Source organism: Mycobacterium sp. MS1601 (genome assembly GCF_001984215.1).
Taxonomy (GTDB): Bacteria; Actinomycetota; Actinomycetes; order Mycobacteriales; family Mycobacteriaceae; genus Mycobacterium.
The window spans coordinates 1,937,978-1,960,557 of the sequence record NZ_CP019420.1; the positions used below are offsets into that span (position 1 = coordinate 1,937,978).

Below are 22,580 nucleotides of genomic sequence, written 5' to 3' on the forward strand. Positions count from 1 at the left end.
AAGCCCAGGTCATGGAGAGGCGTCCGACCTGAGTCGGCGTGTCGCCGACCGGGAATCCGGGTGCGAGTGTGCTATTCGCCGATGTCGCCGAGACGGGTGCGCAAGGCCACCTTGCCGTCGGCCAGGTGATAGGTCAGGCCGACGATGGCCAGCTTGCCCTCCTTGACCCGCTCGGAGATCAGGGTGGAGCGTTCCATCAGCTGGGCACCGGTCTCCACGACGTGACGGGCCTCGAATTCGTCGACCCGGCTCAGGCCGTCCTTGCGGCCCAGCAGGATCGACGGGGTGACGCGCTCGACCACGTCGCGGATGTAGCCGCCGGGCACCGACCCTTCGTCGAGGGCAGTGATGGTGGCCTTGACCGCGCCGCAGCTGTCGTGGCCGAGGACCACGATCAAGGGCACGTTGAGCACACCGACGGCGTATTCGATGGACCCGAGCACCGCCGAGTCGATGACGTGGCCTGCGGTGCGGACCACGAACATGTCACCGAGGCCCTGGTCGAAGATGATCTCGGCGGCTACCCGGCTGTCCGCGCAGCCGAACACCACAGCGGTGGGTTTCTGCGCCTCGGTGAGGCTGGCCCGGTACTCGATGCTCTGGCTCGGGTGCTGAGGTTCGCCTGCGACGAAGCGCTCGTTACCCTCTTTGAGTGCCTTCCATGCGGTTACTGGGCTGGTGTTCGGCATGGAACACATTCTGCACCGAGCCCGCGGGCGTGACGCGGTGAGTGTCGATCCCGGTGAGGTGGTGACCTGGTTCGACCGGGTTCGCCGTGATCTGCCTTGGCGTCGCCCGGAGGTCAGCGCCTGGCAGATCCTGGTCAGCGAGTTCATGTTGCAGCAGACCCCGGTGGCGCGCGTCGAGCCGATCTGGCTGGCATGGATCGCACGTTGGCCCACCCCGTCGGCGACGGCCGCCGCCGGTGCCGCCGACGTGCTGCGCGCCTGGGGCAAACTGGGCTATCCGCGCCGGGCCAAGCGCCTGCACGAGTGCGCGACGGTGATCGCCACCCACCACGACGACGTGGTGCCCGATGACGTGGACGTGTTGCTCACCCTGCCCGGCGTCGGCAGTTACACCGCGCGTGCCATCGCCTGCTTCGCCTACCAGCAGTCGGTGCCGGTGGTGGACACCAACGTTCGCCGGGTGGTGGCCAGGGCCGTGCACGGGATGGCCGATGCGGGCGCTCCGTCGGCCAAACGCGACGAGGCGGAGGTGGCCGCGCTGCTGCCCGACGACGACAGCGCACCCCGGTTCTCGGCCGGGCTGATGGAGCTGGGTGCGCTGGTGTGCACGGCGCGCAATCCGAAGTGCGGCGTGTGCCCATTGTCGGAATGTGCCTGGCGTTCAGCGGGTTTCCCACCATCGACGGCGCCGGCCAAGCGGGTGCAGAAGTATGCCGGCACCGACCGCCAGGTGCGTGGGCGATTGATGGATGTGCTGCGCGCCAGCGATACTCCGGTGACACGTGCACAACTCGACGTCGCGTGGTTGACCGATACCGCCCAGCGGGATCGGGCACTGCACTCGCTACTTGTCGACGGCTTGGTGGAACAGACCCAGGACGGGCGCTTCGCCCTGAGTGGCGAAGGCGCCGATGCGGCTGTGGGAGCACCCTCCAGCGAAGCGAGGGGGCGGACACAGCCGCTGAGAAGCCAAGCAGACAACACCAAAAGCTAGGCGGTGGCCTGGCAATCCTCGCAGGCGAAGCGACGGCGGTAGTCCGACGGGGTGATGCCGATGACCCGGCGGAAGTGGTGGCGCAGCAGTGTTGCCGTGCCGAAGCCCGCCTTGTCGGCAATCCGGTCGATGTCCAGACTGGTCTCTTCCAGCAGCCGCCGCGCATAGAGCACCCGCTGATCGGTTACCCACTGCATCGGTGTGCGTCCGGTCTCCTCGACGAACCGTCGCGCGAAGGTGCGGGCCGACATGTGCGCTCGGTTGGCCAGCGACGCAACGGTATGCGGCTTCTGCAGATTCGCCATGATCCAATCCAGCTGTGGCGCAAATCCTTCCGAGTGGCTGGCCGGTATGGGCTGGTCGATGTACTGACGCTGTCCGCCGTCACGCTGCGGCGGCACCACCATGCGACGGGCGATGGTGTTGGTGGCCGCGCTGCCGATCTCGCGGCGCACCAGGTGCAGGCACGCGTCGATCCCCGCCGCGGTGCCCGCGCTGGTGATCAGATTGCCGTCGTCGACGAAAAGAACGTTGCGGTCCACCCGCGCGGTGGGATAGCGGCGGGCCAACTCGTCGGCATGCATCCAGTGCGTGGTGCAGGGCCGGCCGTCCAGCAGACCTGCCGCACCGGCCACGAATGCGCCCGAACACACGGTCAGGATGATCGAGCCGGCCTTGGCGGCAGCACGCACGGCATCCAGCGCCTCCTGCGGGTAGTTCAAGGAGGCAATGGCCGGAATGGCCACCAGGTCCGCACCGAGCAGCGAACTGAAGTCGTATTCGGGGGTGAGGGTGGCACCGACCGACATGCGCAGTGGCGCACCCGCAGTGGGTCCGCAGATCTTGTAGTCGAAATTGGGGACGCCCTGTGCGGAGCGGTCGATGCCGAACACCTCGCAGATGACGCCGAACTCGAAGGGCGCCACACCGTCCAGCACCAGCGCTGAGACACTTCTGATCATGGCAGCATCTTATCCTTCGTCGGCAGTTCTGCCACTGTCGACCGGATCTTGTGGTCCGCAAACTTGCTGCCATGACGCTCGCACTGACCTACACACTTCTCATCACCTTGCTGCTCGCCCCGTTCGCACTCACTGCGGCACTGGCCGCCTGGGCCCGCCGCGACGACTATCTGGACTGGAAGCTGGAGCAATTCCGCTTCACCGCACCCATGGTGGGCAACCTCTTCGACCCTGTTGAATCAGGAGTCCGTAGCCGTCGTCGGTAGGAACTCCTCGACCACACGCCGATATTCCACCTGCGCATCGTCGTGGACGAGGTGGCCGGCGGCCGGCACCAACTGATATGTCGCACGGTGGCCGATCTCGAGCATGCGGCGCATCTGCCCGGCCGGGGCAACCGAGTTGCCCGCTTCGATCAGCAGTGCCGGGACGCGCACCGCCGCCCACTGGTCCCAGTAGTCGCGTCGGCCCCACTCGGCAGCGATCTGGACCCACCGGTCGACCCGGCCGTGCAGCCGCCAGCCCGAAGCCGTGCGGTCGAACGCCTCCAGGAAATACCTACCCGCCACATCGCCGAAGATGTCGATGACGGCCTGCTCACTGGCGAAGTCCACCGGCAGATTGAGCAGCCACGGCTCCCACGGGCCGGTGGTCCGGCCACGGAAGTCGGGCGCCATGTCCTCGACCACCACCGCCGAGACGAGTTCGGGACGCTGGGCAGCCAGGCACCAGCTGTGCAGTCCACCCATCGAATGCCCGATCAGCCGCACCGGCCGACCCAGACCGGAAACCGCATCTGCGAGATCGTCGACAAACCTTTCGGTGCTGATCGGGTGGGGGTCGTCGACTTCACGGCCGCGGTGCCACGGCGCGTCGTAGGTGTACACCGAACCGTGAGCGGACAGCCACCCCAACTGACGCGTCCAGGTGCTGCCGCGCCCCATCAACCCATGTACCAGCACCAGCGGATCGCCGTGCCCGCCCTGGTATGTCAGCGGTTCAGTCGTCATAGCCCAGGCGGTAGCCTAACGCCATGTCCGTGGTGAAGATCAACGCAATCGAGGTACCCGCCGACGCCGGGCCGGAGCTGGAGAAGCGCTTCGCCCACCGTGCACATGCGGTGGACAATCAGCCCGGCTTCCTGGGGTTCCAGCTCCTGCGCCCGGTCAAGGGTGAGGATCGCTACTTCGTGGTCACGCAGTGGGAGTCCGAAGAGGCGTTCCAGGCGTGGGCCACCGGGCCCGCGGTCGACGCCCACAAAGGCCAGCAGACCAAACCGGTGGCCACCGGTGCCTCGCTGCTGGAATTCGAGGTCGTTCTCGACGTTGCCGCCACCAAACCGTAATTCGCTGGCGCTGCTGGGCGCCGCCGTTTTGACCGCCTCGGTGATCAGCGGCTGCGCACCCAGCTCGACACCACCGGCCAACGCCGGGGACGCCGGTGTGCGCATCAGCACGGGCACACCCCAGGGGGTCCGGGCCAAGCAGATCATGGACATGCTCAACTCGGGCTGGCCCATCGGACCCGACGGCACCAAGACGCTGGCCGCCCCAGATCTGGTCGAGTACGTCTGGCTCACCATGGATTCCATGTGGTACGACCGGCCGTACACTCTGGCAGGTGTGGAATTCGGCGCCGGCACAGCGACTTTGCGCCTGGTGACCTCGTACGGAGGCCGTCAGGACATCGAGTTGCGGGTCAACGACGGCACCCTGCTGGACCGTTTCCGGGTCACCAACCAGCCGCCACAGATCGACTCGTGGGATGACGTCGATGCCGCACTCTCGAAAACGGGCGGCAAGTACTCCTACCGGGTCTCGAGAGTGACCGATGGCCGCTGCGTCCAGCTGGCGGGCAGCAACACCGCCGAATCTCTGCCGCTGGCTTCGATATTCAAGATGTACGTGCTCTACGCCGTCGCCGATGCCGCCCGCGCGGGCACCCTGTCCTGGGATGAAGAGCTCACCATCACCAGTGAGGCCAAGGCGGTGGGGTCCTCGGGCTTCGACAAACTGCCGCCTGGATCCCGGGTGCCGGTGCGGCTGCTGGCGGAGAAGATGATCGCCAACAGCGACAACATGGCCACCGACCTGTTGATGGCCCGTGTCGGCCACGAGGCGGTGGAGCGGGCGCTGGTGGCCACCGGGCACCATGATCCGGCCAGCATGACACCCTTCCCCACCATGCACGAGCTGTTCTCGATCGGCTGGGGCAAACCCGACGTGCGCGAGGAATGGAAGAACGCCACCCCCGCTCGCAGAGCCGAGCTGCTGAAGGAAACCAATTCCCGCCCCTACGAACCGGATCCGACCCGTAACACCTCACCTGCGTCGGCCTACGGCGCCGAGTGGTACGGCAACGCCGAAGACATCTGCCGAGTGCACGCCGCGCTGCAGCGGATCGCCACCGACCCCGCCGCCGCCCCGGTCCGCGACATCATGTCGACCATCCCCGGCATCGACCTGGACCCGAAGCAATGGCCCTACATCGGGGCGAAGGCCGGCAATCTCCCCGGAGATCTCACCTTCAGCTGGTACGCCGAAGACCGCTCCGGCCAGGGCTGGGTGGTGAGCCTGCAGACCAATTTTCCGCGCTTCCACGGGCCCGGCACCGCAGGCTGGCTGATGTCGGTGATCAAACCCATGTTCGCGATGATCCCGCACCAAAACTGATGGTGGCGGCGTCGACGACGCAAACCAAATCGTTGCCTTGGCTAAGATCTCAGAGTGGTTGAATCCAAGGCGACACCCGACGACGAGCCGGTGATCACCGCGCCGCCCTCGGCGTGTGTCGAACTGGCGTTGACCTACTTACCCGAAATCCACCGCCGTGCCGATGGGCTGGCAGCCGATTTCTACTCCACCCTGATGTCCAGATCCGAGTCGCACAGGTATCTGAACAACAACGACGTTCAAACGCGACTCAAGACGGAGCTGGCCCGGTGGATACGCCACGTCTTGTCAGCTGACGCGTTCAACGACGTGGCGTCCTTCGAGGCACGACAGCAGCAGATTGGACAAATCCACGCTCGACTGCGGATTCCCATCCACCTGGTCAACATGGCCGCACTGAGGCTGCGTTCGCAGATCTCGGACATTGTGCGCGCGCGCGTTGACCAGCCTTGGCAGGACCGCTACGACGTGATGCGTTTTCTCGACGGCTGGATCGACGGAGCAATCACCGCGATGAGCCGCTCCGGCATCCGGCAAATCGTCGACCGCACCAGACTCGAAGAGTCCTACCGGCTGTTCTCCCTGGACCAGGACATGAACCTGGAACGTGAACGCCAACGCGCCAGCCTCTTGGAATGGTCACAGTCGACCCTGTTTGCCACGGTGCACAGCACAGGCGAACCCAGGGTTGGGCCCCTGGGACTCGCCGCCTTCGGGCGTTGGGTTCGCCACCGTGCCGAGCTCATGTTCGGAAGCGCGCCCCAGTTGCGAGAAATCGGTGAGGCGATCGCCCATATCGACGGCGACGTCGTCCCGTTGCTGGTATCACAGGACCTCGCTCACCGGGTCGAGTCACTACATGCCCTCGGCACCGAGGTGGAACGGATTCTGGCCCTGCTCGGCGACATGTTCGCCGGCCTCTCCGAACTCGAGATCGGCCGCGACGCGCTGACCCGCACACTGAACCGGCGATTCCTGCCCTCGATCCTGTTACGCGAGATAGGTTTTGCCGCACGCACTTCCATGAGCCTGTGCGGGTTGATGATCGATGTGGACAATTTCAAGGAGATCAACGACGAACACGGGCATCACGCAGGTGATGCGGCGCTGCGTACCCTCGCAGGAATCCTCGCCGACAATGTCCGCTCCACCGACTTCGTGTTCCGTTACGGCGGGGAGGAATTCTTCGTCCTGCTGATCGAGACCGAGTTGCAGGAAAGCATCATCACAGCGGAGAAGATCAGACAAGCGGTCGCCGAGACCGATTTCACCCTCAACCAAACTCGGATCGATGTCACGGTGTCCATCGGAGTGGCGGCCCACGAGGGCCATCCCGACCCCGACGAGTTGGTCAAACGTGCCGACAGCGCCATGGCACAGGCCAAGCGTGATGGCCGGAACCGCGTGGTGGTGAACTGAATTCGGCTCTCACTGGTTGCGCAGCGTCCAGGCATGGCCGCGGAAATGCAGCACCGTACTGCTCACCGGCGCGACATCGATGCGCCAGAACGATTTCGGCGGCGCGTCGAGCGTGACCAGGACAGCCGCCCGGATGACAGCCGGGTGGGTGACGGCGACCACCCGGCCGCGCATGGCGCTCACCCCGGCCATCCAACGACGCACCCGGGCAATCAGATTCACCACTGATTCGCCGCCGTGCGGCGCGACGCCGGCATCGGTGAGCCAGAGCGCGAGCTCGGCTGGGTCCACGCGGCCGAGGTAGTCACCACGCCACCGCCCGCAGTCCAGATCCGCGAGGTCGGGTTCGACCCGAGGTGAAAGGCCGAGCAGTTCGGCGGTCTGCAGAGCTCGCTGCTCAGGTCCGCACAGCGCGTGGTCGACCGTCCCAGTCTCGACTGTGGCATCGGCCTGTCGGGAACCGAGGGCGTTGAGGGGTTCATCGGTGGGAAATCGCCCGGCTGACATCGCATCCGTCATGCCGTGGGAGACAAGTGTCAGCCGGACGACTTCACTCACCGAGTGAGCGCGTCCTGCCGCTTGCCGTCCAGCAACTTGGACACCAGGGCGGCGAACACCAATCCGATGGTGGCGTAGATGACCACCTGGGTACCAAGAGAGTAGAGCCGGAACTCGTAGAGCACGTCGGCCGGGAAACCCTCGTAGACGATGACTCCGGCGTCGTCGAGCAGCGGCCCCGGTGTCTCGGCGATGGTCGGCAGGATCAACATCACGACGGCCACCGCCACGACGTAGGCGGCCCCCGCCGCCAGTGTCGCATTCCACGCCCCGAGCTTGGGGACCCAGCTACGCCCCAGGGCCACCGCTGCGATCAGCAGCGCCCCCGAGAGGACCACCATCGCGAGGTAGAGCAGCGTCCGCTGCTGGATGGTCTCGTCGAGACTCAATGCCGGCGGGCTCGCCGGGTACTTCAGCGACGGCACGATGTAGAGGCTCACCAGCATGCCGCCGGCGATGTAGAGCGACAGAAGGCGCGCCGAGACGTCACCAACTCGGCCGTAGGTCACCGCGAACACCACAGCGAACAGCGCGGCGATGGCGAGGCTGAACAGCAGCACACCCAAGCCCATGCCGATGTTCATCTGGACGGCGCGGGTGAAGCCGCCGCCCTCTTCACCGTGGCTGTGGGCAGCGACTCCGGCCGCATTCTCGATGGCTTCATGGGCGGCACCGACACCGTCCTCGTAACCGATGGCCTGCTCGATCTGCGGTTCGACAAAAATCCGCGCGAACAGGAACGCGAAAACACCGGCCACGAAGCCCGCGAGGAGACCGCGACCGATGATCTGCTTCTCCATATTTACTTGTCCCCCGGTCTCAGTGGCAGGGGAAGCCGAGGAGGTGGCGAGCGTCGTGTACGAATTCGTGGATGTCGGTGTTGCTACCGAACACCGACGTCGCACCCTGGTCCATACCGATGAAGTAGAGCACCAGCAGAGCCAGGAAAGCCGTCAGCGACAGCCACAGAGCGGCCTTGGTCGCCGAGAAGTCGATCGCGGGCGCTTTGCCGTTGTATGCCTCTGGTGAAGTCATTTCGCTGTTCCTTTCAGGGAATTCGCGTCCCATCCGAAGTGACGGATCAACGGGGTCTGACTATCACAGTGGCGCGACCGTTCTGGAGTCTCACCAGATTCCTCGTCCGTCGAGTACATCAGCATTCTAAGCATCCAGGAGCGGAAATGGGCACCGGGTCGGACAAACAGCAAAACGGCCGGCCACCCTGAGGGTGACCGGCCGCTTCACGAACCGATGCTTACTCGGCGGCAGTGGCCGCCAGGTCGGGCTCTGCCGAGGACTTCGGCGCACCGTGGAAGGTGAACCGCGCATCCTCGCCCGCACCCACGCCGTCCCAGTTCTCGACGTCGACGGTGACCAGCTGACCCGGGCCGACCTCTTCGAAGAGGATCTTCTCCGAAAGCTGGTCCTCGATCTCGCGCTGGATGGTGCGACGCAGCGGCCGCGCCCCCAGCACCGGGTCGAACCCGCGCTTGGCCAGCAGGGCCTTGGCGTTGGCAGTCAGCTCCATCGTCATGTCCTTGGCAGCGAGCTGCTTGGACACCCGGCCGATCATCAGGTCGACCATCTGGATGATCTCGTCCTGCGTCAGCTGGTGGAAGACGATGATGTCGTCGATACGGTTGAGGAACTCCGGCCGGAAGTGCTTCTTGAGCTCGTCGTTGACCTTGAGCTTCATCCGCTCGTAGTTGTTCTCGCCGCCACCGGAGGTGAAGCCCAATCCCACGGCCTTGGAGATGTCCGAGGTACCCAGGTTGGAGGTGAAGATCAGCACGGTGTTCTTAAAGTCGACCGTGCGGCCCTGGCCGTCGGTGAGACGACCGTCCTCGAGGACCTGCAACAGGGTGTTGTAGATCTCCTGGTGGGCCTTCTCGATCTCGTCGAACAACACCACCGAGAACGGCTTGCGGCGCACCTTCTCGGTGAGCTGGCCACCCTCTTCGTAGCCGACGTACCCGGGAGGTGCACCGAACAGCCGCGACGCGGTGAAGCGGTCGTGGAACTCACCCATGTCGATCTGGATGAGCGCGTCGTCGTCGCCGAACAGGAAGTTGGCCAGCGCCTTGGACAGCTCGGTCTTACCGACACCGGACGGGCCGGCGAAGATGAACGAACCGGACGGGCGCTTGGGGTCCTTCAGACCTGCACGGGTACGACGGATCGCCTTGGAGACGGCCTTGACGGCATCCTCCTGGCCGATGATCCGCTTGTGCAGCTCGTCTTCCATGCGCAGCAGACGAGTGGTCTCCTCCTCGGTCAGCTTGAACACCGGGATACCGGTCCAGTTGCCCAGCACCTCGGCGATCTGCTCGTCATCGACCTCGGCAACCACGTCGAGATCACCTGAGCGCCACTGCTTCTCGCGCTCGGCGCGCTGCGCCACGAGCTGCTTTTCACGGTCACGCAGGTTCGCCGCCTTCTCGAAGTCCTGCGCGTCGATCGCAGACTCCTTCTCCCGGCGCGCGTCGGCGATCTTCTCGTCGAACTCACGCAGGTCTGGCGGAGCGGTCATCCGGCGGATACGCATCCGGGCGCCGGCCTCGTCGATCAGGTCGATCGCCTTGTCCGGCAGGAAGCGGTCGTTGATGTAGCGGTCGGCCAGGGTGGCCGCGGCGGCGATGGCACCGTCGGTGATGGACACCCGGTGATGCGCCTCGTACCTGTCGCGCAGCCCCTTGAGGATCAAGATGGTGTGCTCGACGGTCGGCTCACCCACCTGGACCGGCTGGAAGCGGCGCTCCAGGGCGGCGTCCTTCTCGATGTACTTGCGGTACTCGTCGAGGGTGGTGGCGCCGATGGTCTGCAGCTCACCGCGGGCCAGCTTCGGCTTCAGGATCGAGGCCGCGTCGATGGCACCCTCGGCAGCACCTGCACCCACCAGCGTGTGCAGCTCGTCGATGAACAGGATGATGTCGCCGCGGGTGTTGATCTCCTTGAGCACCTTCTTCAGGCGTTCCTCGAAGTCACCGCGGTAACGGCTGCCCGCGACCAGTGAACCGAGGTCCAGGGTGTAGAGCTGCTTGTCCTTCAGCGTCTCGGGCACGTCGCCGTGCACGATCGCCTGGGCCAGGCCCTCCACGACGGCGGTCTTGCCGACGCCGGGCTCACCGATCAGCACCGGGTTGTTCTTGGTGCGCCGGCTCAGCACCTGCATGACGCGCTCGATTTCCTTTTCGCGGCCGATGACCGGATCGAGCTTGCCTTCCATGGCGGCGGCGGTGAGGTTGCGGCCGAACTGGTCGAGGACCAGCGAGGTCGACGGGTTGCCCGTTTCGCCGCCTCTTCCTCCGGTGCCGGCTTCGGCGGTCTCCTTGCCCTGGTAGCCGCTCAGCAGCTGGATGACCTGCTGACGCACCCGCGTCAGCTCGGCGCCCAGCTTGACCAGTACCTGGGCCGCGACGCCTTCACCCTCGCGGATCAGGCCGAGCAGGATGTGCTCGGTGCCGATGTAGTTGTGACCAAGCTGCAGCGCCTCACGCAGCGACAGCTCGAGCACCTTCTTGGCTCGGGGGGTGAACGGAATGTGACCGGACGGCGCCTGCTGACCTTGGCCGATGATCTCTTCGACCTGACTGCGCACTCCCTCGAGGGAAATGCCCAGCGACTCGAGCGACTTGGCTGCTACGCCCTCACCCTCGTGAATAAGTCCCAACAGGATGTGCTCGGTACCGATGTAGTTGTGGTTCAGCATCCGGGCTTCTTCTTGAGCCAGGACGACGACCCGACGGGCACGGTCGGTGAATCTCTCGAACATCCGTGTTTACCTGCTCTCCTTGACTAGGCGGGCGCCAACGCGGCGAGCGCACAGCACCTGCTGTCCACTGTAATGGGCGGCTGCCTCAGGTGCTTTACCTTGGGTGCCCCTCCTATGTGGATGCACCAGAGCAACGCAGGGAAATGCGGTTTCGTTTCCCGTGGTCGTAATTCTTCGCTTCGCCGCTAGCGAACGCCCGGCTGATGGGCCCAGCCGGGCCCTCTCTCACCGGCTCTCCCCGTGGCTTCGCCGGGGAGATCCATGGTCGCCGACTCGTCGACCGGCTAGGTGGCGGCGTGGAAGGCGTCGATGACGTCGGCGGGGATGCGCCCGCGAGTGGACACGTTGTGTCCGTTACGGCGCGCCCATTCCCGAATGGCGGCACTCTGCTCGCGGTCGATGGCGGCGCGGCCTTTACCCGTGGCGGCAGCGCGGCCCCGGCGACGACCGCCGACCCGGCGGCTGGCTTCCACCCACGGCTTGAGCGCATTGCGGAGTTTCGTGGCGTTTTTACTCGAAAGGTCGATCTCGTAGGTCACACCGTCGACTGCGAATTCGACAGTTTCGTCGGCGGCACCTTCACCATCAAAATCATCAACCAAGGTGACGGTTACTTTTTTCGCCATTCGCTCACTGAACCCTTCTACAAGTGGACCCGTACCGGGCGCGCCGGATTGGCAAGCTACCCGTGAGTATCCAATGTGCCACAGCAATCTAGCATTTAACAACTCACGCGCAGTCGACTTTGCCGATCGGTGGCTAGCTGTGTCGCCTCACAATCGGGAACAAAACCGTCTCACGAATTGACAACCCGGTTAACGCCATCAACAACCGGTCTATACCCATTCCGGTTCCCGTGGTCGGTGGCATCGCATATTCCATGGCAGCCAGGAAATCCTCGTCGAGCACCATGGCCTCGTCATCGCCCGCCGCGGCGGCTCGAGCCTGCGCGGCGAAGCGCTCCCGCTGCACTATCGGGTCGATCAACTCCGAATAGCCGGTGGCCAATTCGAATCCGCGAACGTAGAGGTCCCATTTCTCCGTCACCCCCGCGATACTGCGATGCTGCCTGGTCAGCGGAGTGGTCTCGACGGGGAAATCGCGCACGAAAGTGGGTTCCCACAGATGATCACCGACCAGGTGCTCCCACAGCTCTTCCACCAACTTGCCGTGGCCGTACCCGCGATCACGCGGCAGCTCGAGACCGAGACTCGCTGAAATTGACCACAGTTCGTCGACAGGAGTATTTGGAGTCACCTCCTGACCCAGCGCCGCAGACAAAGACGGATACATCGAAATCGCGGTCCACTCGCCGTCGATATCGTAGAGGCTGCCATCCGGCAGTGGCAGTTGCCGGGTTCCGATGGCCTCGTCGGCGACTTCCTGAATAACCTCACGCGTGACAGCCGCAGAATCGTCATAAGTTCCATATGCCTGGTATGTCTCGAGCATCGAGAATTCAGGAGAATGTGTTGAATCCGCCCCTTCGTTTCGGAAGTTGCGATTCAGCTCGAAGACCCGATCCAGGCCGCCGACGACGCAGCGCTTCAAGAACAGTTCGGGCGCGATCCGCAGATACAGATCTGAGTCCAGCGCATTGGAGTGCGTGATGAACGGACGCGCCGCGGCTCCGCCTGCCAATGTCTGCAGCATCGGGGTCTCGACTTCGAGGAAATCGCGGCGTTCCAGGGCCGAGCGCACCGCCCGCACCACGGCGATGCGTTGGCGAGCCACCGTGCGGGCCTGAGGCCGGACGATGAGGTCCACGTAGCGCTGCCGCACCCGCGACTCTTCGCTCATCTCCTTGTGCGCCACCGGCAGCGGTCGCAGCGCCTTGGACGCCAAATTCCAGCTGTCGGCCAGCACCGACAGTTCACCACGCTTGGAACTGATCACCTCACCATGGACGAACACGATGTCGCCGAGGTCGACGTCGCTTTTCCAGGCGTCCAGAGACTGCTGCCCCACACCGTTGAGACTGATCATCACCTGCAGGTGGGTGCCGTCTCCGTCCTGCAGGGTGGCGAAACACAATTTGCCGGAATTACGGGCGAACACCACCCGGCCCGCCACACCCACCGAATCTCCGGTGGCCGTGTCGGCGGCCAACTCGGGATAGGCCGCACGGATCTGCGCCAGCGTGTGGGTGCGCTTGACCTCGACGGGATACGGGTCCACACCCGCCTCGAGTAGACGTTCCCGCTTGGCCTGGCGGATACGGAACTGTTCGGGAAGGTCGTCGGCGTCGTCGGCGGTGTTGATATCGGCAGAGCTCACGACGGTCCAGCTTAAATGAACAGATGACCGCACTGATCGACGCCGCAGCCGTTGCCGCGCTGGCGACCGAACCGCTGGACCGGCGAGTCAAGGGTTTGCCTGCGGCGTGGGCGGGACGCACACCTGCCGAGATCACCGCCGCAGGGGCCGACTTCTTCGCCGAAGGCCCGCTGTCGCCGGTGTGTGTCCTCGACGCGGCGGCACTGACGCACAACCTGACGACGATGGCAGGGTGGTGTGCCGAGCACGGCGTCGAACTGGCCCCGCACGGCAAGACACACATGTCGCCACAGCTGCTGGCCAGGCAGTTCGACGCAGGTGCCACCGCGGTGACCGCCGCCACGATCAGCCAGGTGCGCACCTTCCGCGCGTTCGGTGTCCGGTCGGTGGTGTTGGCCAACGAATTGGTGGACGCCGCCGGATTACGCTGGGTGGCAGCCGAACTCGACGCCGATCCAGGTTTCCAGTTGGTGTGCTGGGTGGATTCGACGGCCGGGGTGGCACTGATGGACCGCGAGTTGGCCGGGATGAGCCGTCAGCTCGACGTCTGCGTCGAGGTCGGCGCGGTAGGCGGCCGGACGGGCTGCCGCAGCCCAGCGGATGTCGACGCGGTGGCACGTGCGGTGACCGGATCGACCCACCTTCGGTTGGTGGGCGTGGCCGGGTACGAGGCGGCGTTGGGGCACGACGTGTCCGAACCCGCGCGTGCCGTCATCGCCGAGTACCTGACAAGCCTGCGTGACACCGTGTTGCGGCTGGCGCCCCTGATCGACACCGATCAGATCCTGGTCACCGCCGGCGGCAGCACCCACTTCGACCTGGTCGCCGACGTGCTGACGCAGTGGCCGGCCGATATGCGGGTACGCACGGTACTGCGCAGCGGCTGCTATCTCACCCACGATGAGGGGCTGTACCTGCGCACGTCACCGCTGACGCGCGACGACCACGACGCCCTGCGACCGGCGTTGAGCGTCTGGGCCCATGTGCTGTCCGTCCCGGAGCCCGGGCTGGCGCTGGCGGGTGTCGGCCGCCGCGACATCTCCTTCGATCAGGGCATGCCGGTGCCGCGCAGGCCGGCCGACGCGGCGGTGACCAAGCTCAACGACCAGCACGCGTTTGTACAGTGGCCCGACGGCTCGGCACCGGCGGTGGGCGACTGGCTGGAATTCGGGATCTCGCACCCATGCACGACTTTTGACAAGTGGCCGCTGATCCCGGTGCTGGATGCGCAGCGCCGGGTGGTGGAACTGGTCCGGACGTTCTTCTGAAGTTCTCGTGGCCCGGCCCGCGCTAGGTCGCGCTGCGTAGTTTGCGCTGATGGTCTCGATTGCGCTCATACACCAGCCGCAGCCCGTCGAGCGTCAGGTAGCGGTCCAGCACCGCCTCGGTGCGCAGATCCGGCAGCAGCAGCGGCGCGGTGTGCCCGGTGGCGACCACCACCACGTCGTCGCCGCCGAAGCCATCGATGTCACTGCGGATCCGGCCGATCAGGCCGTCCACCAGTCCGGCGAAACCGAAAACGGCCCCGGCCTGCATGCATTCCACGGTGTTCTTGCCGATAACCGAGCGCGGTCGGGTGAGCTCCACCCGTCGCAGAGCCGCTGACCTGGCGGCGGCGGCATCGGAGGACACTTGGATACCCGGGGCGATTGCTCCGCCGAGGAACTCGCCTTTGGCCGACACCACATCCACACAGATCGACGAGCCGAAGTCGACCACGATGGCAGGGCGTCGATGTTTGTGAAAAGCGGCCAGACAGTTGACAATCCGGTCGGCACCCACCTCTTTGGGGTTGTCCACCAGCAGTGGCACCCCGGTGCGGATACCGGGTTCGATCAGGACGTGGGGGACGGTCGGCCAGTACTGGTCGAGCATCACCCTGACCTCGTGCAGCACCGACGGGACGGTGGACAGGCTCACCACGCCGGTCAGCTGATCGGAGTCGTCACCGATCAGGCCGTCGATGGTCAGCGCCAGCTCATCGGAGGTGACCTCGGCTTCGGTACGAATCCTCCAGTGCTGCACCACTTTTGCATGGTCTCCTGATCCGGAGACCAGCCCGACCACGGTGTGTGTGTTGCGGACGTCGATTGCCAGCAGCACGTCAGTTTCTCCAGGGCAGTTCGCGGTGCTGCTCGGCGCCGGCGTACTCGCCCTGCGCGCCGGCGGCGTTGCCCAGTTCGATCGCGATGTTGTCGAGAAGTCGGGTGTTGCCGAGCCGCCCCGCGACCAGCATTCGGCCCGCACCCGGTGCCGGGTTCTTCTCCAGCCAGGTACCGCGGACCTCCAGATAGTCCACGTCGATGGCCGGCACTTCATCGAGCACCGCCCGCGCGGAATCGATTGCAGCCACGGCGCCACCGGAGGCCGCATACATTCCGGCCAGCAGTGCGGCAGACAACGCGCCGGCCTGCTCGCGCTGCTCGGCATCGAGGTAGCGGTTGCGCGAGGACATGGCCAAACCGTCGGCTTCGCGCACGATCGGCACGCCGACGATGCGGGTGTCGACGTTGAGGTCGGCGCACATCTGCCTGATCAACACCAGCTGCTGGTAGTCCTTCTCACCGAAGAACGCCCGATCCGGCCGGATGATCTGCAGCAGCTTGAGCACCACCGTCAACATTCCCGCGAAATGTGTTGGCCGAACCGCACCTTCGAGTTCGGCGCCCAGCGGCCCCGGATGTACCGAGGTGCGCGGGCCGTCGGGATACATGGCCGAGGCACTCGGGGTGAAGACGATGTCGACATCCTCGGCGCGCAGCAGTTCCAGATCGGAGTCGAGGGTGCGCGGGTAAGCGTCGAGATCCTCGTTCGGGCCGAACTGCAACGGGTTGACGAAGATCGACACGACCACCACCGCGCCCGGCACCCTCTTGGCGGCCCGCACCAGCGCCAGATGCCCGTCGTGCAGAGCTCCCATGGTGGGCACCAGCATCACCCGCCGGCCGGTGGTCCGCAGGGCCCGGCTGACATCGGACACCGCAGCCGGTGTGGTGTAGGTGTTGAGCTGACCGGCGGTGAACGCCGGGGATTTCACTATCACCTGTTGAGCACCTCGAATACCTCCTTGGGCGCGTGGGCGCGCTGTGCGGTGCGCAGCGACGCCGCGCGGTAAGCCTGCGCGAGTTCGGGATCGACCTCGGCGAGAGCGCTCAGATGGGCAGCTACGGCTCCTGCGTCACCGCGGGCCACCGGCCCGGTGAGCGCGGCCTGTCCTCGTTGCAGAGTGTTGTCCAGTGCGGCCCGGGCCAGCGGAGCGATCACCCGTTCAGCAAGCCCGCCAGGGTACTCGCCCACCAACTCCTGCCCCAGCAGCTCCTGTCCGGCGATGGCAGCGCGCAAGGCCTCGACCGCATCGGCGATCACCGTCACCAGATGGTTGCTGGCATGGGCCAACGCCGCATGGTAGAGGATACGGGCGTCCTCGCGGACCCGGAACGGCTCACCGCCGACCTCGAGCACCAGAGACTGGGCTATCGCATAGCCGATCTCGTCGGCGGCGGTGATCCCGAAGCAGGTGCCGGGCAGGCGTTCGATGTCCTCGTCCGAGCCGGTGAACGTCATCGACGGATGAATCGCCAGCGGTATGCAACCCTGCGCGGTCAACGGTTGCAGCACACCGATTCCGTTGGCACCCGAGGTGTGGACCACGATGGCTCCCGGTGTCACCGCCGAGGTGGCCGCCAGCCCGCGCACCAGAGTGGCCAGTTCAGCATCGGGCACCGCCAGGATCAGCAGTTCGGCGGCCCGCGCGACGTCATCGACCGGTAGCACCGGGGTGTCGGGCAACCTGCGCTCGGCCCGCAGGCGCGATGCGCTCGAGATGGCGCTGCAGGCGACGACGACGTGCTCGGCGTTCTCCAGCGCAACACCGAGGGCGGTACCGACCCGGCCCGAGGAGATGATGCCCACCTTCAGTCGGGCCGGGCGCAACCCGTTGGGGGTCCCCATGCTGGCAAAGATTAGTCCCACTCGTGCTCCGAGTGGCAATCAGTCCTCACGCCTGCGCCGGCGGCCACCACTACCTGTGGTGCCGGCCTGCAGCCTGGCCAGGAGATCTGCCACCGACTGTCCACTGTCGGAATCACCGGAATCCGGGCCGCGATGCCGCGACGGCTGATCCGACTCGTCTGCAGGTGGTGGCGAGGCAGACGACGCCGGCTCCGCGCTGTCCGGGGCCGGTGGTGCCGAATGTCGGCCGCGCGGAATCTCCGGACCGACCGCGTCACCACCACTACCGGAGTGCCGTCCGCGCCGCTCCGGCTCGGGTGACGGCTGCGGGGCCACCGAGGGTTGCGGGGTGACCGAGGGCTCTGGGGACGGCGAGGGCTGCGAGGACGCTGGCGCCGGTCGCGGAGCCTGCTGCGGAGGTGGCGGCGGGGCGGGCCTCGGGGCCGCGGTGGGCGAAGACGCAGCCGGCGTGGGGCGAGCCGGCGGACGCTCCTGGGTCTTGGGCTGAGGCTGGACCGGCTTCGGTTTGGGTCTCGGCGCGGGGGCGGCCTGCGGGGGCGGCGGCCCCGGCCGCACCGGCGGGATCCAACCCGTCTCCTCGCTGGGACGCCGGTGGGAACCGCGGTAGCCATCCTCGGGCCTACGCGGCTGCTGGATCAGAGGCTCTTCGGGGACATCGATGATCGGGCTCTCCGCGGGTTCGGGGTACCGGTGTTCGTCTCGTTCCTCGCGGACCGAGGTGATCCGGCTGCTGGCGACCCTACCGGGCTTGGACGGTCGGCTGCGATCGGTCTCGAGTGCCGGTCGGTGCGCCAGGTCTGTGTCGAACAGAATTTCCAGATTGGTTCTCAGCGCTGCCAATTCAGCACGCAACGCGGCCACCTCGTCGGCTTGCTGAGCGCGCAGCTCGGCCGACAGTTCACGGCGCAGGTGCGTTTCCACACTCAGCTCGTACTCGCGGCGGGCCGAGATCTCACGATCCAACTGCAGGTCGTAGACATGCTTGAGGTCGCGCACCTTGGCCTGGTCGCTGTCGCTCTGCCTGCGGTAGATCACCGAGACGAAAGCGGCCACGACCGCCGCCCACAACGCGAGGAGCACAGCCAGCCGCAGCAGTTCGACGCGGCTGGTGAACACCAGCGCGCAGCTGGCACCGATGGCCAGGATCAGCAACACCGTCAGCAATGCCCAGCCCGGCCTGCGGCCGCCGCGCCGAGCCCGGGCGCCGCGGGACAGAACGGTCATGGGGCGACTGTACCCGGGCGACGTCGCTGCGCGTGTCGCCGCGTACGGCGATTCGTACGGTCTTGTCTGCCGGTCAGGGGCATCAAGCCCGCGCCGACACTTTTTCCCGCGAACGCAGAACAGCGGGCAACGTCATCAGCAGAATCTGCAGATCCAGTGCCAGTGACCAGTTTTCGATGTAAAAGTTGTCCCACTCGGCGCGGTCGTCGATGGAGGTCTGCCCGCGCAGGCCGTGCACCTGCGCCCAGCCGGTCATCCCCGCCTTGACCCGATGCCGCTCCCCATAACGCCGGATCTGGGTGTTGAAAAGTTCCACGTACTCGGGGCGTTCCGGGCGGGGTCCGACCAGACTCATGTCGCCCTTGACGACATTGAGAAGTTGCGGGAGCTCGTCCAAGGAGGTACTGCGGAGCCACTTTCCGATTCCGGTGCGCCGATCGACGCCCTCCACCCCGCCCGGAGCGCAACCGTGACGCAACACGAAAGCCTTCTCGGAATCGCGCAGCGCTCGCATCGAGCGGAACTTCAGGCAATCGAACACGATTCCATCTCGCCCGATCCTTGGTTGGCGATAGAACACCGAACCCGGTGACGAGAGCTTGACGGCAGCCGCGAGCAGGATGAAGAACGGGGAAATGGCCAACAGGATGCCGGCAGCCACGACTCGATCCGAGATGTACTTGACGGTGAACTGCCAGCTGTTGGGGTTGGTGCTGCACAGATCGAGCACCGGCATCCCGCCCACGTAGTCCAAGCGGGACCGCTTGCTGACCGCATCGAACAACCGCGGCACCACCCAGACGGTCAATCCCGCCAGCCGCGCGGTCCTGATGGCGGGTACCAGATCTTCATCTCTGGTCAGCGAGAACGCGACAACCACCGCCTCGGCTCCGGTGTCTCGGATCGCCGCTGCCATCTTCTCCGGGGTGCCCGCCGCCGGAAGCGGGCAGACCGAGTGGGCCGCTGAAGATGGTGTCGCATCAGCATCGACAAAGCCCACCGGCACAATCCCGTACTGCGGATTGTCGATGAAACGCTGGGCCAGGTGACTTGCAACCAACCCGTTGCCCAGGATCAGGGTGCGCGATTGCAGATAGTGACGCCGCCGCAAGGCTCGCTTGAGCGAGATCGCAGAGACCCGGCCGACCGGCAGCAGTGCCGCAGTGGCCAACCACACCTTCGCCACCGTGTCGCCCAGGTCCCCGGACACACCGGTGACCACCATGCCGGCCAACAGCAGCATCGCCGCCAGAGCGGCCGTCATCTGCACCGCTATGTACTCGTCGACCAGATTCTTGTGCAACCTACGCCGATAGGTCGACCGCGCCGCAAACAGGACAAGGACCATCGGGGCGTAGCACGACATCATCCACACCGGCGGCATCGGCAGCCCGCTGCTGTGCGCCCAGTACAACCCCACGGCGGAGGCGATACACGCTGCCGCCGCATCGGCGACAAAGCTGACGGCCAGCCCGAGCGAGCCCATCGGCAAACGGATCCGGGCAGCGATCTCCCGAAGCATCAGCGGTGACGTCATGCGCTCGTCATGCGCCAACCGCACCGCCATGTGCTACCGCCTTCTGCTCACGAGAACTACGAGGAAGCACAGTGCATCGCCCGGCGGTTACCGTAATTCGACGGCTTCTTCAGTGAGCATCTGTAACCCGTGCGCGGGCTGGCGAAACATCGACAAAAGTGACAGATCGGTAACGCCGCGGCCCGCCAGGAGATCCTGCCGCTACTCGGTAGCGCCCTCGGGACCGTCAGACGTGTCCGGCGGCGACTTGCAGCAATGCTGCAACCACAGTGCCGCGCCGATCAGCACCAGCGCGCACACCGCGGCCACCACCGCACCGGCGGTGTCCTCCCCGGCGACGCGGACACTCGTGCGACGCGGAATCAGGTAAGCCAGCACCGCAATCCACCACCCGAGCACCACTGCACCCATCCATGCCGACGCCTTGGCGATCACCACGCTGCGCGCCACCGCCAGTGGGTGCACCCGGCCGCCGCCGACTCCGATCTCCCCGTTGTTGATCTTGGCTCGTAGGTGCCAGCCCCAGACCGCCTCGGCGACACCCACCGCCGCCAGGGACAGTCCGGTCCACACCGTCAGCGGAGGGAAGTACCGGTAGGACATCAGCACCAGGAGGTAGCCGATGACGGCCGCGGCCACCACCGCGCCTGCGAGATCACGTTTGCGGGTGGGTCCCATCAGTCGGCGACACCGAGCACCAGGGGCGTCAACCGCACGCCGTCACGGTCGTCGGCAGGCAGCTCGGACAGCAGCTGCGACACCGGCACCACGGTGTCGGTGACCGTCAACGTCGCGTCCGGGTCCACCGCCAGCCACGGGATCAGCACGAACGCACGCAGGTGGGCCAGCGGATGGGGCAAAGTCAGTCCGTCGTCCCGGCAGATCTGCTCACCGGCCTGGTCATGGCAGGCCACCAGATCGACATCCAGGGTGCGCGGTCCCCACTTCTGCCCGCGGATCCGTTCGGCAGCAGCCTCGAGTGTCTGGGCGAAGTCGAGCCAACCGTGACCGTCGAGACCGGGGTCCTCGGCGGTCACCACGGCATTCAGGAACGCACCTTGGTCAACTCCACCCCACGGGTCGGTCTCGTACACCGGCGACACGGCCCGCAACCGGTCACCGAGCGCGTCCACCACGGACTGCAGACGAGCCAGCCGGTCACCGAGATTGGAACCGATGGACAGGACCACTGTGCTCATGCGCGATCCGCTCCCCCGCTCGTCCCTCGCGTACTCGCTACTCGCTCGACGCTCATGCGCGATCCGCTCCCCCGCTCGTCCCTCGCGTACTCGCTACTCGCTCGACGCTCATGCGCGATTACCCCGACGCGACCTGCGGGCCACCACCGCGACATCGGCGAAGTCCAGCGGGATCGGCGCCTTCGGTTTGTGCACCACCACCTCGACGGCGTGCACCCGCTCGTCGGTCATCACGTCCTCGGCGATCGCGGCCGACACGGTCTCGATCAGGTTCCTGGGCTCGCCGCCCACGATCGCGGCGGCCCGCGCGGCCAGCACCCCGTAGTCGTAGGTGTCCTCGAGCTGGTCGGAGGCCGCTGCGGCGGCAAGGTCGATCCACAGCGTGATGTCGACCACGAACTCCTGACCGTCGCGCCGCTCGTGGTCGAACACACCGTGATTGCCGCGAACAGTCAACCCGCGCAGCTCGATTCGGTCAGCCATGACTCGCACCTCCGGAGTTCCAGGCGTCCGCGACGGCGAGCGCGTCCACCGAGGCGCGCACATTGTGCACCCGCACTCCCCAGGCTCCATGGGTGGCCGCCAACGCGGAGATCACCGCGGTGGCGGTCTCGCGGCCATCCGGCGGACGGACACCGTCGGCGCCGGCCAGCAGGGCGCCGAGGAAGCGTTTTCTCGACGCCCCGATCAGGACGGGGAACCCGGTTTCGACGAACTTCGGCAGCGCCTTGAGCAGCTGCCAATTGTGTTGTGCCGTCTTGGCAAACCCGAGACCAGGGTCGATCACCAAATTGGCGGGGTCCACACCGGCGGCCACCGCGTCGTCGACGGTGCGCAGTAATGCGTCGCGCACGTCGGTCACCACATCCCCATAGTCCGGCACGGTGTGCGGATCCTGCGCCGAGACCGGCCGCCAGTGCATCAGGATCCAGGGCACTCCCGCTGATGCCACCACTCCGGCCATCGCCGCGTCGGCGCGGCCACCGGACACGTCGTTGACGATGGCGGCGCCGTGTTCGAGGGCCGCTGCTGCCACATCGGCGTGCATGGTGTCGATGCTGACGGTGACCCCTTGGGCGGCAAGCCTTTCGACGACGGGCAGCACCCGCGCCTTTTCGATTTCGGGCTCGACACGTTGGTGGCCGGGACGGGTGGACTCACCACCCACGTCGATGATGGCGGCTCCGTCGGCCACCAAGCCCAAACCGTGCCGCACAGCTGCATCAGGCGAAAGGTAGCGCCCACCGTCGGAGAACGAATCCTCGGTGACGTTGACGATGCCCATCACCTGCACGTGTGGAGAGT

The 22,580-nt window shown here is 66.0% G+C and carries 24 protein-coding genes; 6 read left to right on the forward strand and 18 right to left on the reverse strand.

Translation table 11 applies throughout. The features are described from left to right. Window positions 1–71: 71 nt before the first annotated feature. A complete protein-coding gene (locus tag BVC93_RS09515; RefSeq protein WP_083736951.1) occupies window positions 72–689 on the reverse strand; it encodes a carbonic anhydrase in 618 nt (205 codons plus the stop codon). Between BVC93_RS09515 and BVC93_RS09520 the strand changes: the two genes are divergently transcribed. Next, window positions 688–1,683 (forward strand): A/G-specific adenine glycosylase, encoded by a 996-nt coding sequence (locus tag BVC93_RS09520; RefSeq protein ID WP_083736952.1) that lies wholly within the window; start codon window positions 688–690, stop codon window positions 1,681–1,683. The genes BVC93_RS09515 and BVC93_RS09520 overlap by 2 nt on opposite strands. On the opposite strand, the gene BVC93_RS09525 is transcribed toward BVC93_RS09520, so the two are convergent. Further along, window positions 1,680–2,645: a GlxA family transcriptional regulator gene (locus BVC93_RS09525; RefSeq protein ID WP_083736953.1), complete on the reverse strand. Its 966-nt coding sequence runs from the start codon at window positions 2,643–2,645 to the stop codon at window positions 1,680–1,682. The two genes, BVC93_RS09520 and BVC93_RS09525, sit on opposite strands and share 4 nt — an antisense overlap. A gap of 71 nt (window positions 2,646–2,716) precedes the next feature. Between BVC93_RS09525 and BVC93_RS09530 the strand changes: the two genes are divergently transcribed. After that, on the forward strand, window positions 2,717–2,911 hold the full coding sequence (locus tag BVC93_RS09530; RefSeq protein ID WP_083736954.1) for a hypothetical protein: 195 nt from the start codon (window positions 2,717–2,719) through the stop codon (window positions 2,909–2,911). Here the strand turns inward: BVC93_RS09530 and BVC93_RS09535 are convergent. Then, complete coding sequence (locus tag BVC93_RS09535) at window positions 2,885–3,655, reverse strand: alpha/beta fold hydrolase (protein WP_083736955.1); 771 nt, start codon at window positions 3,653–3,655, stop codon at window positions 2,885–2,887. The two genes, BVC93_RS09530 and BVC93_RS09535, sit on opposite strands and share 27 nt — an antisense overlap. 23 nt (window positions 3,656–3,678) lie before the next feature. Here BVC93_RS09535 and mhuD point away from each other — a divergent pair, with 23 nt between their 5' ends. From mhuD to BVC93_RS09550, 3 genes are read left to right on the forward strand one after another with little or no spacing between them, the layout of a single operon-like run. Further along, on the forward strand, window positions 3,679–3,990 hold the full coding sequence (gene mhuD, locus BVC93_RS09540; protein WP_068914705.1) for a mycobilin-forming heme oxygenase MhuD: 312 nt from the start codon (window positions 3,679–3,681) through the stop codon (window positions 3,988–3,990). Next, window positions 3,971–5,317: a serine hydrolase gene (locus BVC93_RS09545; RefSeq protein WP_192860247.1), complete on the forward strand. Its 1,347-nt coding sequence runs from the start codon at window positions 3,971–3,973 to the stop codon at window positions 5,315–5,317. The genes mhuD and BVC93_RS09545 overlap by 20 nt, the downstream gene beginning before the upstream one ends. A gap of 54 nt (window positions 5,318–5,371) precedes the next feature. Further along, on the forward strand, window positions 5,372–6,736 hold the full coding sequence (locus tag BVC93_RS09550; RefSeq protein ID WP_083736956.1) for a GGDEF domain-containing protein: 1,365 nt from the start codon (window positions 5,372–5,374) through the stop codon (window positions 6,734–6,736). Window positions 6,737–6,745: 9 nt separating this feature from the next. Here BVC93_RS09550 and BVC93_RS09555 read toward each other — a convergent pair whose 3' ends face one another. The 6 genes from BVC93_RS09555 to lysS form a co-directional block, all read right to left on the reverse strand. Then, entirely contained in the window at window positions 6,746–7,294 is a 549-nt protein-coding gene (locus BVC93_RS09555; protein WP_083736957.1) for a histidine phosphatase family protein, read from the reverse strand. After that, window positions 7,291–8,094 (reverse strand): CbtA family protein, encoded by an 804-nt coding sequence (locus BVC93_RS09560; protein ID WP_083736958.1) that lies wholly within the window; start codon window positions 8,092–8,094, stop codon window positions 7,291–7,293. The genes BVC93_RS09555 and BVC93_RS09560 overlap by 4 nt, the downstream gene beginning before the upstream one ends. Window positions 8,095–8,113: 19 nt before the next feature. Then, complete coding sequence (locus BVC93_RS09565) at window positions 8,114–8,329, reverse strand: CbtB domain-containing protein (protein ID WP_083736959.1); 216 nt, start codon at window positions 8,327–8,329, stop codon at window positions 8,114–8,116. A gap of 220 nt (window positions 8,330–8,549) precedes the next feature. After that, window positions 8,550–11,066: an ATP-dependent protease ATP-binding subunit ClpC gene (gene clpC1, locus BVC93_RS09570; protein WP_083736960.1), complete on the reverse strand. Its 2,517-nt coding sequence runs from the start codon at window positions 11,064–11,066 to the stop codon at window positions 8,550–8,552. Window positions 11,067–11,350: 284 nt separating this feature from the next. Continuing rightward, window positions 11,351–11,692, reverse strand: a complete 342-nt coding sequence (lsr2, locus tag BVC93_RS09575) for a histone-like nucleoid-structuring protein Lsr2 (RefSeq protein ID WP_083736961.1) — start codon at window positions 11,690–11,692, stop codon at window positions 11,351–11,353. Between the two features lie 133 nt (window positions 11,693–11,825). Next, window positions 11,826–13,328, reverse strand: coding sequence for a lysine--tRNA ligase (lysS, locus tag BVC93_RS09580; protein WP_083740932.1), 1,503 nt, complete (start codon window positions 13,326–13,328; stop codon window positions 11,826–11,828). Window positions 13,329–13,366: 38 nt separating this feature from the next. Between lysS and BVC93_RS09585 the strand changes: the two genes are divergently transcribed. Beyond that, window positions 13,367–14,611 carry an alanine racemase gene (locus BVC93_RS09585; RefSeq protein WP_083736962.1) on the forward strand — a complete coding sequence of 415 codons (1,245 nt, stop codon included), beginning with the start codon at window positions 13,367–13,369 and terminating at the stop codon, window positions 14,609–14,611. Window positions 14,612–14,633: 22 nt separating this feature from the next. On the opposite strand, the gene BVC93_RS09590 is transcribed toward BVC93_RS09585, so the two are convergent. The 9 genes from BVC93_RS09590 to folP form a co-directional block, all read right to left on the reverse strand. Beyond that, the gene (locus BVC93_RS09590; protein ID WP_083736963.1) at window positions 14,634–15,446 is read right to left on the reverse strand and encodes a type III pantothenate kinase; all 813 of its coding nucleotides are present in this window, start codon (window positions 15,444–15,446) and stop codon (window positions 14,634–14,636) included. 1 nt (window position 15,447) lies between these two features. Continuing rightward, complete coding sequence (gene panC / locus BVC93_RS09595; RefSeq protein ID WP_442929075.1) at window positions 15,448–16,380, reverse strand: pantoate--beta-alanine ligase; 933 nt, start codon at window positions 16,378–16,380, stop codon at window positions 15,448–15,450. Between the two features lie 2 nt (window positions 16,381–16,382). After that, the gene (locus BVC93_RS09600) at window positions 16,383–17,294 is read right to left on the reverse strand and encodes a Rossmann-like and DUF2520 domain-containing protein (protein WP_083736965.1); all 912 of its coding nucleotides are present in this window, start codon (window positions 17,292–17,294) and stop codon (window positions 16,383–16,385) included. A 39-nt stretch (window positions 17,295–17,333) separates the two neighbouring features. Further along, window positions 17,334–18,539, reverse strand: coding sequence for a DUF6779 domain-containing protein (locus tag BVC93_RS09605; RefSeq protein ID WP_083736966.1), 1,206 nt, complete (start codon window positions 18,537–18,539; stop codon window positions 17,334–17,336). 82 nt (window positions 18,540–18,621) lie between these two features. Beyond that, window positions 18,622–20,106, reverse strand: coding sequence for a sugar transferase (locus BVC93_RS09610; protein ID WP_083736967.1), 1,485 nt, complete (start codon window positions 20,104–20,106; stop codon window positions 18,622–18,624). Between the two features lie 171 nt (window positions 20,107–20,277). Next, window positions 20,278–20,754 carry a DUF3180 domain-containing protein gene (locus BVC93_RS09615; protein WP_083736968.1) on the reverse strand — a complete coding sequence of 159 codons (477 nt, stop codon included), beginning with the start codon at window positions 20,752–20,754 and terminating at the stop codon, window positions 20,278–20,280. Then, window positions 20,754–21,275 carry a 2-amino-4-hydroxy-6-hydroxymethyldihydropteridine diphosphokinase gene (gene folK, locus BVC93_RS09620; protein WP_083736969.1) on the reverse strand — a complete coding sequence of 174 codons (522 nt, stop codon included), beginning with the start codon at window positions 21,273–21,275 and terminating at the stop codon, window positions 20,754–20,756. The genes BVC93_RS09615 and folK overlap by 1 nt, the downstream gene beginning before the upstream one ends. Window positions 21,276–21,383: 108 nt before the next feature. Continuing rightward, window positions 21,384–21,758 (reverse strand): dihydroneopterin aldolase, encoded by a 375-nt coding sequence (gene folB, locus BVC93_RS09625; protein ID WP_083736970.1) that lies wholly within the window; start codon window positions 21,756–21,758, stop codon window positions 21,384–21,386. Then, window positions 21,751–22,560 carry a dihydropteroate synthase gene (gene folP, locus BVC93_RS09630; RefSeq protein WP_442929076.1) on the reverse strand — a complete coding sequence of 270 codons (810 nt, stop codon included), beginning with the start codon at window positions 22,558–22,560 and terminating at the stop codon, window positions 21,751–21,753. Before folP ends, folB begins: the two co-directional genes overlap by 8 nt. Between the last annotated feature and the right edge of the window lie 20 nt (window positions 22,561–22,580).

Bases quoted from the DNA above. Each gene is read 5' to 3' on its own strand.
- folK (WP_083736969.1), bottom strand. From the start codon at position 21,275: ATGAGCACAGTGGTCCTGTCCATCGGTTCCAATCTCGGTGACCGGCTG.
- BVC93_RS09615 (WP_083736968.1), bottom strand. From the start codon at position 20,754: ATGGGACCCACCCGCAAACGTGATCTCGCAGGCGCGGTGGTGGCCGCG.
- BVC93_RS09520 (WP_083736952.1), top strand. From the start codon at position 688: ATGGAACACATTCTGCACCGAGCCCGCGGGCGTGACGCGGTGAGTGTC.
- BVC93_RS09530 (WP_083736954.1), top strand. From the start codon at position 2,717: ATGACGCTCGCACTGACCTACACACTTCTCATCACCTTGCTGCTCGCC.
- BVC93_RS09565 (WP_083736959.1), bottom strand. From the start codon at position 8,329: ATGACTTCACCAGAGGCATACAACGGCAAAGCGCCCGCGATCGACTTC.
- folB (WP_083736970.1), bottom strand. From the start codon at position 21,758: ATGGCTGACCGAATCGAGCTGCGCGGGTTGACTGTTCGCGGCAATCAC.
- BVC93_RS09525 (WP_083736953.1), bottom strand. From the start codon at position 2,645: ATGATCAGAAGTGTCTCAGCGCTGGTGCTGGACGGTGTGGCGCCCTTC.
- BVC93_RS09515 (WP_083736951.1), bottom strand. From the start codon at position 689: ATGCCGAACACCAGCCCAGTAACCGCATGGAAGGCACTCAAAGAGGGT.
- BVC93_RS09600 (WP_083736965.1), bottom strand. From the start codon at position 17,294: ATGGGGACCCCCAACGGGTTGCGCCCGGCCCGACTGAAGGTGGGCATC.
- BVC93_RS09560 (WP_083736958.1), bottom strand. From the start codon at position 8,094: ATGGAGAAGCAGATCATCGGTCGCGGTCTCCTCGCGGGCTTCGTGGCC.
- clpC1 (WP_083736960.1), bottom strand. From the start codon at position 11,066: ATGTTCGAGAGATTCACCGACCGTGCCCGTCGGGTCGTCGTCCTGGCT.
- mhuD (WP_068914705.1), top strand. From the start codon at position 3,679: ATGTCCGTGGTGAAGATCAACGCAATCGAGGTACCCGCCGACGCCGGG.
- BVC93_RS09535 (WP_083736955.1), bottom strand. From the start codon at position 3,655: ATGACGACTGAACCGCTGACATACCAGGGCGGGCACGGCGATCCGCTG.
- lsr2 (WP_083736961.1), bottom strand. From the start codon at position 11,692: ATGGCGAAAAAAGTAACCGTCACCTTGGTTGATGATTTTGATGGTGAA.
- BVC93_RS09605 (WP_083736966.1), bottom strand. From the start codon at position 18,539: ATGACCGTTCTGTCCCGCGGCGCCCGGGCTCGGCGCGGCGGCCGCAGG.
- BVC93_RS09585 (WP_083736962.1), top strand. From the start codon at position 13,367: ATGACCGCACTGATCGACGCCGCAGCCGTTGCCGCGCTGGCGACCGAA.
- BVC93_RS09610 (WP_083736967.1), bottom strand. From the start codon at position 20,106: ATGGCGGTGCGGTTGGCGCATGACGAGCGCATGACGTCACCGCTGATG.
- folP (WP_442929076.1), bottom strand. From the start codon at position 22,560: ATGGGCATCGTCAACGTCACCGAGGATTCGTTCTCCGACGGTGGGCGC.